The organism is Parasphingorhabdus cellanae (assembly GCF_017498565.1).
Classification (GTDB): Bacteria; Pseudomonadota; Alphaproteobacteria; order Sphingomonadales; family Sphingomonadaceae; genus Parasphingorhabdus; species Parasphingorhabdus cellanae.
Genome location: NZ_CP071794.1, coordinates 1,975,851 through 1,989,304 on the forward strand (window position 1 = coordinate 1,975,851; position 13,454 = coordinate 1,989,304).

14 protein-coding genes, 1 tRNA gene and 1 pseudogene are annotated in these 13,454 nt (G+C 55.5%); 7 read left to right on the forward strand and 9 right to left on the reverse strand.

The window, feature by feature from the left end:
- Nucleotides 1-68: 68 nt before the first annotated feature.
- Together J4G78_RS09380 and J4G78_RS09385 are read right to left on the reverse strand one after the other, a co-directional pair.
- On the reverse strand, nucleotides 69-845 hold the full coding sequence (locus J4G78_RS09380; protein WP_207986339.1) for a glucose 1-dehydrogenase: 777 nt from the start codon (nucleotides 843-845) through the stop codon (nucleotides 69-71).
- Nucleotides 846-1,304: 459 nt separating this feature from the next.
- Nucleotides 1,305-1,390, reverse strand: a tRNA-Tyr gene (locus J4G78_RS09385).
- Nucleotides 1,391-1,545: 155 nt separating this feature from the next.
- On the opposite strand from J4G78_RS09385, the gene rlmB reads away from it, so the two are divergent.
- Together rlmB and J4G78_RS09395 are read left to right on the forward strand one after the other, a co-directional pair.
- A complete protein-coding gene (rlmB, locus tag J4G78_RS09390) occupies nucleotides 1,546-2,298 on the forward strand; it encodes a 23S rRNA (guanosine(2251)-2'-O)-methyltransferase RlmB (RefSeq protein WP_207986340.1) in 753 nt (250 codons plus the stop codon).
- The gene (locus J4G78_RS09395; protein ID WP_207986341.1) at nucleotides 2,299-3,228 is read left to right on the forward strand and encodes a hypothetical protein; all 930 of its coding nucleotides are present in this window, start codon (nucleotides 2,299-2,301) and stop codon (nucleotides 3,226-3,228) included. It abuts the gene before it with no gap.
- Nucleotides 3,229-3,298: 70 nt separating this feature from the next.
- Here J4G78_RS09395 and J4G78_RS09400 read toward each other — a convergent pair whose 3' ends face one another.
- Nucleotides 3,299-3,616: a 2Fe-2S iron-sulfur cluster-binding protein gene (locus J4G78_RS09400; RefSeq protein ID WP_207986342.1), complete on the reverse strand. Its 318-nt coding sequence runs from the start codon at nucleotides 3,614-3,616 to the stop codon at nucleotides 3,299-3,301.
- Nucleotides 3,617-3,719: 103 nt separating this feature from the next.
- Here J4G78_RS09400 and J4G78_RS09405 point away from each other — a divergent pair, with 103 nt between their 5' ends.
- Nucleotides 3,720-4,337: a DNA-3-methyladenine glycosylase family protein gene (locus tag J4G78_RS09405; protein ID WP_207986343.1), complete on the forward strand. Its 618-nt coding sequence runs from the start codon at nucleotides 3,720-3,722 to the stop codon at nucleotides 4,335-4,337.
- A gap of 92 nt (nucleotides 4,338-4,429) precedes the next feature.
- Here J4G78_RS09405 and J4G78_RS09410 read toward each other — a convergent pair whose 3' ends face one another.
- The 3 genes from J4G78_RS09410 to J4G78_RS09420 are packed head-to-tail and all read right to left on the reverse strand — an operon-like array spanning nucleotide 4,430 to nucleotide 7,287.
- Nucleotides 4,430-4,957, reverse strand: a complete 528-nt coding sequence (locus tag J4G78_RS09410; RefSeq protein ID WP_243457041.1) for a hypothetical protein — start codon at nucleotides 4,955-4,957, stop codon at nucleotides 4,430-4,432.
- Nucleotides 4,958-6,505, reverse strand: a complete 1,548-nt coding sequence (locus tag J4G78_RS09415) for an ABC transporter permease/substrate-binding protein (protein ID WP_207986344.1) — start codon at nucleotides 6,503-6,505, stop codon at nucleotides 4,958-4,960.
- Nucleotides 6,502-7,287, reverse strand: a complete 786-nt coding sequence (locus tag J4G78_RS09420) for an ATP-binding cassette domain-containing protein (protein ID WP_207986345.1) — start codon at nucleotides 7,285-7,287, stop codon at nucleotides 6,502-6,504. Before J4G78_RS09420 ends, J4G78_RS09415 begins: the two co-directional genes overlap by 4 nt.
- A 119-nt stretch (nucleotides 7,288-7,406) precedes the next feature.
- On the opposite strand from J4G78_RS09420, the gene J4G78_RS09425 reads away from it, so the two are divergent.
- Entirely contained in the window at nucleotides 7,407-8,240 is an 834-nt protein-coding gene (locus J4G78_RS09425; protein WP_207986346.1) for an SDR family oxidoreductase, read from the forward strand.
- Here J4G78_RS09425 and J4G78_RS09430 read toward each other — a convergent pair.
- A pseudogene (locus tag J4G78_RS09430) lies at nucleotides 8,237-8,536 on the reverse strand (4a-hydroxytetrahydrobiopterin dehydratase); the annotation flags it as partial. The gene J4G78_RS09425 and the pseudogene J4G78_RS09430 overlap by 4 nt on opposite strands.
- Before the next feature lie 75 nt (nucleotides 8,537-8,611).
- On the opposite strand from J4G78_RS09430, the gene ccmA reads away from it, so the two are divergent.
- On the forward strand, nucleotides 8,612-9,226 hold the full coding sequence (gene ccmA, locus J4G78_RS09435) for a heme ABC exporter ATP-binding protein CcmA (RefSeq protein ID WP_207986348.1): 615 nt from the start codon (nucleotides 8,612-8,614) through the stop codon (nucleotides 9,224-9,226).
- Entirely contained in the window at nucleotides 9,226-9,873 is a 648-nt protein-coding gene (locus tag J4G78_RS09440; protein ID WP_375140364.1) for a heme exporter protein CcmB, read from the forward strand. The genes ccmA and J4G78_RS09440 overlap by 1 nt, the downstream gene beginning before the upstream one ends.
- 1 nt (nucleotide 9,874) lies before the next feature.
- On the opposite strand, the gene J4G78_RS09445 is transcribed toward J4G78_RS09440, so the two are convergent.
- Nucleotides 9,875-10,633 carry a competence/damage-inducible protein A gene (locus J4G78_RS09445; protein WP_207986350.1) on the reverse strand — a complete coding sequence of 253 codons (759 nt, stop codon included), beginning with the start codon at nucleotides 10,631-10,633 and terminating at the stop codon, nucleotides 9,875-9,877.
- A gap of 91 nt (nucleotides 10,634-10,724) precedes the next feature.
- Nucleotides 10,725-12,479: a sulfatase-like hydrolase/transferase gene (locus tag J4G78_RS09450; RefSeq protein WP_207986351.1), complete on the reverse strand. Its 1,755-nt coding sequence runs from the start codon at nucleotides 12,477-12,479 to the stop codon at nucleotides 10,725-10,727.
- A gap of 82 nt (nucleotides 12,480-12,561) precedes the next feature.
- Here J4G78_RS09450 and map point away from each other — a divergent pair, with 82 nt between their 5' ends.
- Nucleotides 12,562-13,389 (forward strand): type I methionyl aminopeptidase, encoded by an 828-nt coding sequence (map, locus tag J4G78_RS09455; RefSeq protein ID WP_207986352.1) that lies wholly within the window; start codon nucleotides 12,562-12,564, stop codon nucleotides 13,387-13,389.
- Nucleotides 13,390-13,454 lie beyond the last annotated feature (65 nt).

Below are 13,454 nucleotides of genomic sequence, written 5' to 3' on the forward strand. Positions count from 1 at the left end.
CAAAAAGGAAAGGCGGCCGTGAAAATGGCCGCCTTTTTTACGTCTGTAAAGATCTCGCCAAAACTTCACTAGGGCCGCGAAATCATTCCGCCATCGAGCGCAATCGTCTGCCCGACCAACCAGGATGAAGCTCTGGAGCAGAGATACAGAGCGGTTCCGGCTATATCTTCCGGTGCGCCCATCCGCCCGCGTGGGATTTGTGACAGCGCCATTTTGGTCATCCCGTCATTCTCGACAATCTGCTTCGTCATATTGCTCGGGAAAAAGCCGGGCGCAATCGCGTTGACGTTGATATGGTAGGACGCAAGATCGGTGGCCAGATGCTCGGTCAAATGGATCACACCGGATTTACTCGCGGAGTAAGCATAGGTCGGCATGCCCGAATTTCTGATGCCATTGATCGACGCGATATTGATGACCCGGGCCGGATCATCCGCGTTGCCCGATGCCTTGAGCAGCGGCAGGAATTTCTGGGTCGCAAAGAATATCGCCTTGATGTTGATATCCATCACCTTGTCCCAACCTTTTTCGGGAAAGTCCTCAATCGGGGCGGCCCAGTTGGCGCCCGCATTGTTGATCAGGATATCGACCTTGCTCTCCCGCTCGCTAATCGCTGCAACAAAGCTTTCAATGCCTTCCACGTTCGACAGATCAGCGGGTATGGCGATACATTCACCCAGCTTGGAAAGCTCGTCCGCCATCGCCATCAGACGATCTTCCTTGCGCGCGGTAATATAGACTTTCGCCCCATTCTCCACGAGACCGCGCGCCATCATCGCGCCAATACCGCTGGAGCCTCCGGAAACGACCGCTACTTTACCGCTGACATCAAACAGGTTTTTCATATGCTCTCCTCTATTTTTGGATCAAGCTGCCATCACACAGCGCGACGCGCTTGTCCACGGACGAGAGAGATATGTTGCACCGGCAGGGTCGGGCCAGACAGCGATTGTAAGCCTGCGCTTTTTGCCGTGCCCTGCCCTTACGGGGTATAAGAGATACCGCTATTTTGAAGAGGTGTTTTCGGCCCGTCAGGCCACCCTTGCTTGCGCTGCGGGATTTTTGCCGACGCCGATCCACCGGATCGATCACGAGAAATATTACCGTTTTTCGGAAGACGTTTTCGGCCCGTCAGGCCACCCTTGCTTGCGCTGCGGGATTTTTGCCGACGCCGATCCACCGGATCGATCACGAGAAATATTACCGTTTTTTGGAAGACGTTTTCGGCCCGTCAGGCCACCCTTGCTTGCGCTGCGGGATTTTTGCCGACGCCGATCCCCCGGATCGGCTCTGCTCGGCAAAAATGGTGGACAGGATAGGATTCGAACCTATGTACGCTTGCGCGGGCAGATTTACAGTCTGCTGCCTTTAACCACTCGGCCACCTGTCCATTTGGTTGCCTATCTTGACCGTTTTTCGGCAAGATGCGGCTCAATGACGAAAGCATCGCCCAGTGTCAATGCCTGCCCCTTCAAAATCGCAAATTTCCCGCGAAAAAGGTCCAAAAAAAGGTGTCCCATTGCGGACGAACCGCTAAGGAGCCTTATGGCACGTAAAAATAGATCTGTGAAAAAAACCGGCGGCGGTTTGAAATTCTGGGGCCGGCATGCGGTAGAAGCCGCGCTCGCCAATCCCCACCGGTTCGTCAAGAAAATTTCAGGGACACGCGAAGCGCTCGCAACGCTCGACGTGCCCGAAGATTTGGCGGTCGTGTATAGCGACGTCGCTGACCTCGGCCGGGTCATACCCCGCGAGGCGCCGCATCAGGGCATGGTGCTGGATGTGGACCCGCTGCCGGAAATCTGGCTGGGCGATTTGCTCGACAAGGCCGCTGAAAAGGGCCGGCCGATTTTAGTGCTGGATCAGGTCACCGACCCCCATAATGTAGGTGCGATATTGCGCTCGGCTGCCGCGTTTGATGCCGCCGCGATCGTGACGCAGGACCGGCACGCGCCGCCCGAGTCCGGTACGCTGGCAAAGTCAGCCTCTGGCGCTTTGGAAATTGTGCCTTGGGTCCGGGTGGTCAACCTGGCGCGGGCGCTCGATGAAATTGCCGAAGCGGGCTATTGGCGCATCGGCATGGATGGCGAAGCAGACCAAACGCTCGGCAACCTGATGGGACAAAGCAAATTGGCCCTGGTAATGGGCGCGGAAGGCGAAGGTCTGCGGCAGAATGTTGCAGCCCATTGTGACGCACTGGCGCGCCTGCCCATGGCCTCGCAAATGGAAAGCCTGAATGTGTCCAATGCCGCTGCAATCGCGCTTTACGCAGAATATACAAGAGACAGGGAAAATTAAATGAAACAGATGTTCAAACTTGTAGCCGCCATATCGGCACCGCTTTTGCTGTCGGGTTGCTTTTTATTGCCCGGCAAATTCAACGCGAACCTGAAAATCCTCGACGGCGATCGGTATGAATTCGGTTATACCGGCCAAATTCAAATGACTATGCCGGACGACGGAAAATTGAAAAAACCGAGCGATGAGCCGTTTGACCCAGCCAAGCTTAAATGCCGGGACCGCGTGTATAAAAGCAGCGGAGAGGTCAATGCTGTAAACCCTGTTTATGGTGATGAATATGATCGTTACGGAAAAGATGCCAACCCGGACGCCGACAATAGCAACCGTTCCTATGACGTAGTGGACCGGGAATGTACCGAAGAAGAAATCACGCAAAGAAAAGACCAATATGTCCGCAGTCAAGAGCGCAAGAAAAAGCGCTATGAGGAAGAATCCGCAATGGCCGGTGCGTTCTTTGGTGGACCGATTCCCGGTGATGACGAGACCATGGTTGCGTTTGCCAAAAAGCTGGAAAAATACCGCGGCTGGAACAAGGTCGAGCATGCAGGCGGCAACATCTTTGATGTCGAATATAGCGAAACCGGCCCCATCGGCAATTATTTCAGCTTCCCCGTGCTGCCGGATGCACAGATGCAATATCCGTTCTTCCAGATCATTCGCCGCAGCGATGGAGCCGTGGAGTTGCTGACACCCGGCATTGCTGGTCAAGGTAGCATGTTCAACATGATGATGATGAAAGAAAGCGGTGGAAAAGCCCCGAAAATTTCTGAAATTGACGGTGTTTTGACGGTGGAAACCAATGGCACGGTGGCGACCAATAACAGCGTCGATGGCTTTACCGAAAAAGACGGCCGCAAAGTGATGAGCTGGAAAATCGGCAAAAGTGCTGCGACCGAAGAAGGTCCGCGCGCGCTGATCAGATTCTGATCAACATTTGATACGCATAAAAAAGGGGAGCTTTGCCGCTCCCCTTTTTTTATATCATCTGTCGAAGGGTTTAGTCTTCTTCGGCGATTTTCACTTTCAGGCCATCCAGATCATCGTTCAATTCGATCTGGCAGCTGAGCCGCGAAAACTCATTGCGATGGTCGCTGCTTTCCAGCAGATCATCTTCGTCTTCGCTCATCGTCGGCAATTTGTCTTTCCAGTCGGCAGCGACATGCACATGGCAAGTCGCGCATGAACAGCATCCACCGCACAGCGCCAGCAGTTCGTCGAAACCATTGTCGCGGATCGCTTCCATAACGTTCATGCCGCTGTCGACAGTAACGGCTTTTTCTTCTCCGGTACGACCGGTGACGTGGATGGTTGGCATATAAACCCCTTAAGCTGTTTTCATTCAAAATCCGGCACGCTATGTCCGCTCGACCAAAAAGAATCAAGAGGCCAAAAGGCCAGTAACCTGAGGCGAAGCCGCAATGGGCCTATCAAAAGAGACGATAAAGACCAGCCTCGACGCGATCAGCAAAGTCGAGCCGACATTAAGCGAGGCCATAACAGCGGCCGGTTATCCGGAACCGCGGATCAATCCCGAGGGCTATCAGACCCTGCTCCGCACGATTGTCGGGCAGCAGGTCAGCGTGGCTTCGGCAGCGTCGGTTTGGAACAAGCTGGAGGCGCTTTTGGGTGCAGGTTGCCCGGCCGAGGCGCTGATCGCGACCGAATTTGACGAGCTGCGGGCTTGTGGCCTGTCGCGCCAGAAACAGGGCTATGCGCGCAGTCTGGCAGAGTTGATCTTGTCCGGCGGGCTGGACCTCAACAATTTGCCGGATGATGACGAAGAAGCGATTGCGCTGCTCACCCAGGTCAAGGGCATCGGCCGATGGTCGGCGGAAATCTACCTGCTCTTTGCTTTGGGTCGCCCCGATATCTGGCCGGCCGGTGATCTGGCGATACAGGCCGGTGTCGGTGACATATTGGGCCATGCCACGCGGCCATCGGAACAGGATCTCAGGGAAATTGCCTTGCCCTGGTCACCCCATCGCGGATCAATCGCAATTTTTATCTGGCATCATTACAACACGATGGTGATGTGAACGGGTGGCGAATAGTCGCGCAAGGACATCCCCAGGATCACGTTCGTTAACAGGGTCGTTCAACAGGCTCAGAACGGGTCAAAAGATCGATGCTATTTTTTCAGCCCCGGGTTGAGCGCCATCACTTCCTCCATAAAGGATCGCGGCTTTTTCCAGAATTTGGTCTTCAGGTTAAACCGGTAACCCAATATCGCCACGGCCTCGCTAGCGAAATGCACGCAATTGCGTTTGTTGAGGCTATAGCTTTTCTGCGGCATATTGCGCCACTTGGCGACCAGAGCCATCAGCTCGCGATATTTGCTGTCCCCCACCGTCACGGTGAAATGCGGGTTGCTATTGGCAATATATTTGGCCTTGGGCGTCTCGACCTTGCCTTTGACCGATCCCCATAAAATACCCGGAGAGACATTGACCGCGGTAAATCCGAAACTGCTGTCGACGGTTTCGCCATTCTCCAGCTTGCCCTTCAACACAAAGAAAGCGTGCGGGAAATTCTTGCCAAAATCATGAGAATAGAAGGTCACCGCGACTTGCGCTTGCGCTGGCATCGCCAATAAGAACAGGGGGACAAGAACGGCCAGAAAACGCAACCGAAACATTACAAAAAACTGTCTTGTCACTTACTGGTCTTTCCCGTTCTTGATCTGCTCATCCAGCCAGCGGGCTGCCTGTTTGGGCGATTTCTTGTCCGCTTCGCGATCGACCTTATAATTGGCCTCTCGCATGTTTTCCACCGTGATCGTACCCACCAGCGGTTTGATCGCATCGATAAATTTTGCCTCATCACCGCGCCGCGGGGCGACCAACAGCATCGCTTCATAGGCAGGCACCGCGCCTTTTCCGTCTTCCAGCACAACAAAACCGTTGGCGGCAATCCGGCCATCGGAAGAAAAGGCTGAAATCACATCGACTTCCCCACTCGATAGCGCGGGATACATGAAGGTCGGATTAAACGATCGCGCTTCTTTGAACTGAATGGGATACTCGGCCTTGACCATCGCCCATTCCGGCCGTTCGAGAAATTCGAGATCCGTGCCGAACGCAAAATCAGACGACACGCGGGCGAGGTCATCCAGCGTCTTAAGCTTTTTGCTGTCCGCGTCTTCAGGACGCACAGCAAAGGCATAGGTATTTTCAAACCCCAAGGCGCCGAGCATCGTCACGTCATATTCGGACGCGCTCCATTTCGCGATTTCCTCCACCATTTCATCGGCGGGTACCGTATCGGTGCGTTTCATCTGATTGGTCCAGATGGTGCCGGAATAATCGACGTAGATATCAATATCATTGGCAGCGACGGCCTGGAACACCACTGCCGAGCCAAGCCCGTCCTGATAGCGAACCTCATAACCGGCTTCCTCCAGCCGCGAACCGATCAGGCGCGCCAATATAAATTGTTCGGAAAAGCCCTTCGCGCCGATCACGACGACATCATCGCGTCCACCCAGCGTCGGCAACACCGCAATGGCCAGACCGATACCGATCACTGCCGTCGCGCCCCAGGCCAGAATCTTGCGCCGCTCGCGGATGGCGCGTTCAATCAAGCCCAGCAGCAGGTCGACGATAATCGCTAACCCCGCAGAGGCAAAACAGCCGGTGAGCACCAATGTCCAGTTTTGGGTTTGCAGGCCGGCAAAGATCAAATCACCAAGACTGGCCTGGCCCACGGTTGTCGAGAGCGTCGCCGCGCCGATGGTCCAGACGGCGGCCGTCCGGATCCCGGCCATGATCGTGGGCGCAGCCAGCGGCGCTTCGACCAGCCGCAGCTTTTGCGCCGCCGTCATACCCAGACCGTCGGCTGCCTGTTTCGCCGCTGGATCGACACCGGTCAGCCCAGTGACCGCATTGCGCAGGATCGGGAGCAAGGCATATAAGGTCAGCGCCAGCAACGCTGGCAGGAAACCCAGCGCGGATATTCCGCCGCCCAGCAAAACTGATAAGCCCAGAAGAACGGGATAGAAGAGCGCCAGCAAGGCCAGCGCGGGAATCGTCTGGATCAGACTTGCAAAGCCGAGAATGATCGTTGCCACCTTGGGTGCTCGCGCAGCCCAGATGGCAAGCGGCAAACACAAAGCCATGGCGAGCAACAGGGCCGAAAAACTCAGCTGCACATGGGCCGCGAGCAATTCCGGTACGCGCGCGAACGCCTGTTGCCACGCCTCGGTCATGCCTTTTTGCTCAGCGCGATAAGGTGCGCCGCCTGCGCTCGAGGAATGGCGACCAGGGCTTCGGCTTCGCCGCCCACCTTGCCGGACAAAAGCTCCGCTGGCGTTGCATCGGCTTTTATCTGACCATCTTCCATGACCAATATCCGATCAGCGAGATAGAGCGCTTCTGCCATATCGTGGGTGACGATGATCGTCGTCAGCCCCAGCTTTTCATGCAGCGCCTTATATTGCCCCGCCAGACTATCGCGCGTCACCGGGTCGAGCGCGCCGAAAGGTTCGTCCATCAGCATCAACCCCGGCCGGGTTGCAAGGGCGCGCGCGACCCCGACCCGCTGCTGTTGACCGCCGCTTAATTGCGGCGGCATCCGGCTGGCCATGTCTTGCGGCAATTCGACCAGTTCGAGCAATTCCGCCACCCGCTCTTGTCGCCCGTCCTTCTCACCCGCCAGCTCCAGGCCGATGGCGATATTGCGCGATATGGTCATATGCGGGAACAGACCGATATTCTGAAACACATAGCCGATCCGCCGCCGCAAAATATGGGAGTCTGTCGCCTCGATATTTTCGCCTGCAATCGACACCTCTCCCGCCGTTGGGTCGACGAGCCGGTTGATCATTTTGAGCAAAGTGGATTTGCCCGACCCGGACAGGCCGACAAGGGCAACAAAGCTGCCCGCAGCAATTTCCAGCGAGACATTATCCACCGCTTTGATCGCGCCATAGTGGCGGCTGAGATTTTCAAGGCTGATGGCCGGACCGGAGGCAGAGGGGGTAGAATGCATTAGCGATACTATTGCGAGCTTTGCCCCATATGTCCAATCGCTCTTGACCTGACGCGGAAAAACCGCTCCGATGAACATTAATGTCAATAAGACAATGATGGGATGGCGAGGAAAAGAAAATGGCATATCAAAGCGGACAGAAATCCATATTCATTACCGGCGGTGCTTCGGGATTGGGGCGCGAGGTTGCACGTTACTTTGCTGGCAAGGGTTGGTTTATCGGTATTGCCGATATCAACGATGCGGGAATGGCCGAAACAGCAAAACTGCTTCCCGAAGGCCAAAGTTCGATCCACAGGCTGGACGTGACCGACCGCGCCAACTGGAAGTCCGCCGTCTCGGAATTTGGCGATATTACCGGCGGCACCATGAATGTATTGTTCAACAATGCCGGCATTGGTGAAGGCGGCCCGATTCAGGAGATGACCGACGAAGATATCGACCTGATGATCGCGATCAATTTCACTGGTTGTATCAGCGGTACGCGGGCTTGTTTCGAAATGTTGAAAAACACGCCGGATAGCTGCGTGCTCTACACCGCGTCGGCGGCCGGTATATACGGCGTGGCTGATCTGAGCGTCTATAGCGCCACCAAATTTGCGGTGCGCGGACTGGCAGAATCACATGATCTGGAATTCAATAAATATGGCATCAAGTCCCGCTCGCTGATGCCCGGCTTTGTGGATACCAACATCATCTCGGACGTGGTGGAGGGAACCAATCAAACCGGCAAAGAGCGGCTCGAAGAAAGCGGTGTACTGGTGAGCCCGGTATCGATTATCGGTCCAGCAGCCTGGGAAGCTGTGCACGGTAAAAAGATCCATACCCCTGTGAACAAAATGGCCAAGCAACTGGCTTTCGCGGCGCGCTGGATGCCCGGCCGGTTACGCAAACAATCGGTCGAATTGGCCGATCTCGGCAACGTCCTCGCCGGAGCTGAGCCCAAAAATTAGAGAAAACTCTCAATTTTTTTCGCCAGATCCACATCGCGTTCGGACAGTCCTCCATTTTCGCCCGCATCGTGCGTGGTCAACGTTATATCGACTTTGTTATAAACGTTGAACCATTCGGGATGATGATCGGCTTTCTCCGCATGCAATGCCACCCGGGTCATGAACGCGAAGGCTTCGGTGAAATCGGCAAATTTGAACTTGCGGCTAATCGCATCGCGTTCGCTATCATATTCCCACTCCGATAGCGCGGCCAGCGCGGCTTCTCGCTGGGCATCATTAAGTGCTGCAACCATATTTCGATACTCCTTGCTTGGCTTTGAGGCCGTTTCATGGCTTAAGTCTTCCTCATGAGCGAAGGGGCGTCAACCAAAATGCGGGATCAGGGGAGCGAAAACCTGCGCGCCGAAGCGCTGTCCTGCGTACGCGGAGACAAATTGCTGTTCCGTGATCTGAGTTTTGCGCTGGAACCCGGACAGTCGGGCCTGGTCATTGGTCCCAATGGGGTTGGCAAATCTAGCCTGCTGAGACTCATCGCCGGATTGCTGCACCCGTTTTCGGGGGTGATCGATGCTCCAACATCCATAGCCTTATGTGATGACCGGATGGCGCTCGACGAAAACCTGCCGCTTGCAACCGCTCTCCGGTTTTGGGCCAAGCTGGATGGCAGGACAGATAATCAATGCACCAACGCGATTGCTGCCGCCGGCATGGACCATTTGGCGGAAGTCCCCATCCGCTATTTCTCGACCGGCCAGCGCCAGCGCGCCCGGCTTGCGCGTACTTTTTTGTCGGATGCCAAATTGTGGTTGCTGGATGAGCCCGCCAATGGTCTCGATACCGCATCCGCCGATTTATTGGGCCGGACTCTGCAAACCCATCTGGATCGCGGCGGAATGATTTTGGCGGCGAGCCATATCACGCTGCCCATTGCCTTTGACCTCACACTGGAATTGGCAGCGCTGGAGCAGATGGAGACGCTATTATGATTGGTGCGCTCGGCACCCTCATCTGGCGCGATGTCCGGCAAAGCTATGCCAGCGGCGGGACATGGCTGCCGGTGATCTTCTATCTTTCGGCGGCGACTTTGTTCCCGTTCGCGGTCGGGCCAGATCGCGATTTGCTGCTGCAGACCGGCGGCGGGATATTGTGGATCGCAGCGTTGTTAGCGACCCTGCTTCCGCTTGATCGTCTGGTGCAACCCGATCTCGACAACGGCCTCTACGATCAATTGCTGGTGCGCGGTATCACCGATGAGCTGATCGCTTTTGCCCGGCTGATCTCGCACTGGCTAGCCTTTGGGCCACCCCTATTGTTCGCGGCCTTGCTCGCCAGCGGATTAATGGGTCTGGAAGGGCCGCCGCTGATCACTTTACTCGCCAGCCTTGCCATCGCGACACCAGCGCTTGCCGGACTAGCGGTAATGATCGCAGCCTTGACCGCTGGCCTGAAAGGCGCAGGGGCCTTGGGCGGATTGCTGTTGGTGCCGCTTGCCATTCCCTTGCTGATATTCGGAGCGGGCAGCTTGGCCGATCAAAGTGGCAGCGCACTATTGTTCCTCAGCGCTGTGTCGCTGCTGCTCGTCGCAATTACACCTTTTGCAGCCGGGGCTGCTCTGCGAGCGGTACGGGAATAACCTAAATCCCGCCGTCCGTGACCTCGTAACCCGCCGCTTCCAGACCGGTTTTCAATACCGCCGTACAGGTCGCCAAATCCGCTGCGTCGGTAGAACGTACCACGAAATTAGCACCTACCGTACCGTTACGGAAAAACGGATAGCTGCCAATCTGGCAACCTTCGTGCGCGTTTTCAGCTGCGCTCAGGACATCGGCAATCTCACTTTCAGGCGCCCATGCGCCGAGCGTTGCCGACAAGAGCGGCGCTCCGCCTTCCAGCGTCCCTGTCAGCGCATCCAGCATGCCTGCGGTAATATGCGGAACGCCTGCCATCAGGAAAAGATTGTCGATCATGATACCCGGCGCACCGGACATGCGGTTTTCGATCAGCTCCGCGCCATCGGGAACCCGCGCCATGCGCAGGCGGCCTTCATTGATGCCGCCCTTATCCGCATAATATTTCTCCAAAATCGCACGCGCCGTCGGGTGAATGATTACATCGACACCCAGCGCTTTGGCAATCGCGTCGACCGTAATATCATCATGAGTGGGGCCAATCCCGCCAGTGGTGAAGAGATAATCGTTGCGCGCGCGCAGGATATTCACCGCCTCGGCAATCGCATCCATATCATCGGCTATCACCCGGACCTCGCCCAGTCTGATACCCTGCACATTCAGCCATTTGGCGACCTGTGCGATGTTTTTATCCTGTGTACGGCCAGAGAGAATTTCGTCACCAATAACGATGAGGGCGGCAGTGTAAATACGGGATTGGCTCATAGCGTCTGGATATAGAGCAGTTGCGGGAATCATCAACGATTTCATGATCGCGCGGTCACTAATAATAGCACCCACTCAGCAGGGCAGGATTTTATTCGGTGGAGCGCGCTCCATCAACATGGTCGGATACCGGCGGCCGCGCGACATCCTCTACCGGAATATGCTTCCAGATCGGGCTGCTGCCCAAACGCGCATTATAGCGGATGTTGAAGGTGAACGGGTCTGCTTCTGGTGACAGCAGATCGGGACCATAAACGGCTTTTATGGCTTGCTGCTCATATCCCATTAGAGACAACAAGGTCGGGAATATCCGATAATGGCTCATTCCGTCATGGCGCGCCTTGGCCGCCTGTTCCCAGCTTTTATCTCCAATCCCTGATCCGCCGATAACCACAAGCGGTACGACCCCCTCTTCTATTTCCGGGTTCGGGGTGCAATGGGTCGCGGCTCCGCTATCTGGCTGTTCATGCAAATGCTGACCATGGTCCGCCGTATAGATGATCGTCGCGCCTGTCAGTTTGGCCTGATCAAACAGGCGATCGAAAAAGCCACCGACATTCCAGGTCAATGTATTCCGGTAGCTATTGCGATAAAGAACCCAGTTTCCATCACGGCCGTAAAGCGCGTCGGGAGCAGCCATGTCCGTGACGTCTGCATATTGGCGGCGCTCCAGCATGGGTTTGTAACGGGCGTGGCTGTCCGGGAATTTGTCATTCACCGGAAAATGCGCGCCGACTTTATTGATCAGAATAAACTGCGCCTTGCCGTCCCCCAGATAGCGCGTCAGCCGGTCGGCAACCGCCTGATCACGATCAATGACAGGGACATTATCAAATTGATCCCAATGATCTATCTCTTGGCGTTCGGCATCATTCATTTGATTCTGATAGATGCCGCCAGTCCGCTGCGCGTCGATATAGATGGTCTCCAGGCCCGCCGTTCGGGCATAGGACCAGATCGCAGGCCCCGAGCGTGCCATATCCAGATAATTGGCACGCGTGCCGCCATAGCGCAGCGACATATTGGACCCGACACTGCAATGCGCAATTGAAGCTGCCAGACCGAAATTATGAATGGGAACCGGGGAAGCGGAGCGGTTTAGCCCAGAATAAACGCCATTGGGATCATTGATGTCGAGATAGGCACCGGCAATGCTTTCATCGATGATCAGGACAACATCACCGGATGGTTTTGCGGTGCCCTTGGGGAGAGTCACCGCCTTGCGTTCACCATCGGGATATCGGATCAGCTCATAACCCTGTAATATGCTGAAGCTGAGCCCACTATGGCCAGACGGCAATCCACTCGCGCCTTCGCCCCCGCGAAAATACAGCAATGTGACCAAAAGCGCTAAAAACGGAAAGGCAACCAGTTTGGCAATGCGCCCCGCCCATGGAATTGGCGATGTCGGCCGCAGACCAATGCCAAACAGAAGGAACGCCGATTTCCCTGCGGCCATCAGCATGATCGCGGTCTGTTGATCAAACGCACTGCCCAGATCGCCAGTGCTTTGGGTCATGGTGACAAAGCCATCATAAGTCATAAAGTCCCCGACAACCCATTGATAGCCATCGACAAGCCATGACGCACCGGCAAATGCTATGGCCAGAGGCCAGCGCAACCACGCGCGCACAAAGAAACCGGTCCCGACAACACTGATGACACAGAGCAGGAACAACAATCCATAAGCCGCCAATCCCGGAATCTGGATATCTGGGTTAGTCAATGTCTCAACCCGGCGCACCACCTCGATGCCGCCCAGCAGCACCGATGACAGGATCAGCAAGAGTTTCAACTGGTTGCGCATCAAAGTCCCGAAAATATTCAAATATCGGGATTTGTTCATAGATAAATCGGGTTAATTTTGACCGAAGAACGGCTATATTTCGGGTATCGCCAAATCAAACCGGAACCGCTATATAGCGCCTATGACCGATTATTTGACCGTAGAAGAAGCCACGCCGCAAAGCCGGACTGGCGCGATTAAACTCCATGGCCCGGAAGGTTTTGAGGGCATGCGCAAAGCCGGACGATTGGCTGCAGAAATTCTTGATAGCTTGGTGCCGCATGTCGAGCCCGGCGTAACAACGGGCTTTCTGGATGACATGGTTCGCCAGCATGCCTTTCGCGAAGGCGCTGTGCCAGCGACACTGGGTTATCGCGGGTTCACACATAGCTGTTGCACCTCGATCAACCATGTTGTTTGCCACGGTATCCCCGGCGATAAAAAGCTCAAAGAAGGCGATATCGTCAATATTGACGTGACGGTTATTGTCGATGGCTGGCATGGCGATACCAGCCGCATGTTCACAATCGGCAAAACACCGGTCAAGGCCACCAAACTGGTGCAAAATACCTATGAATGTTTGATGCTGGGCATCGAACAGGCGAAACCCGGAAACCGGATGGGTGATGTCGCGCATGCGATCCAGACGCATGCCGAAGGAAACCGTTATAGCGTCGTCCGCGATTTTTGCGGGCATGGCCTTGGGCAAATGTTTCACGACGCACCCGAAGTTGTGCACGCCGGACGCCCCGGTACCGGCCCCGAACTGCGTCCCGGCATGTTCTTCACCATCGAGCCGATGATCAATATCGGCAAATATGCCGTGAAAATGCTGGAAGATGGCTGGACCGCCGTGACGCGCGATCGATCGCTGTCAGCACAGTTTGAGCACAGCATCGGCATCACCGAAACCGGTTGCGAGATTTTTACCAAAAGCCCTGCTGGTCTTGACTGCCCGCCTTACACATAAACACGCATCAGCCTTGACCGCGGCGCTTAAATTTAGCTAGTCAGTTAAAAGGGGTTAGACCCATG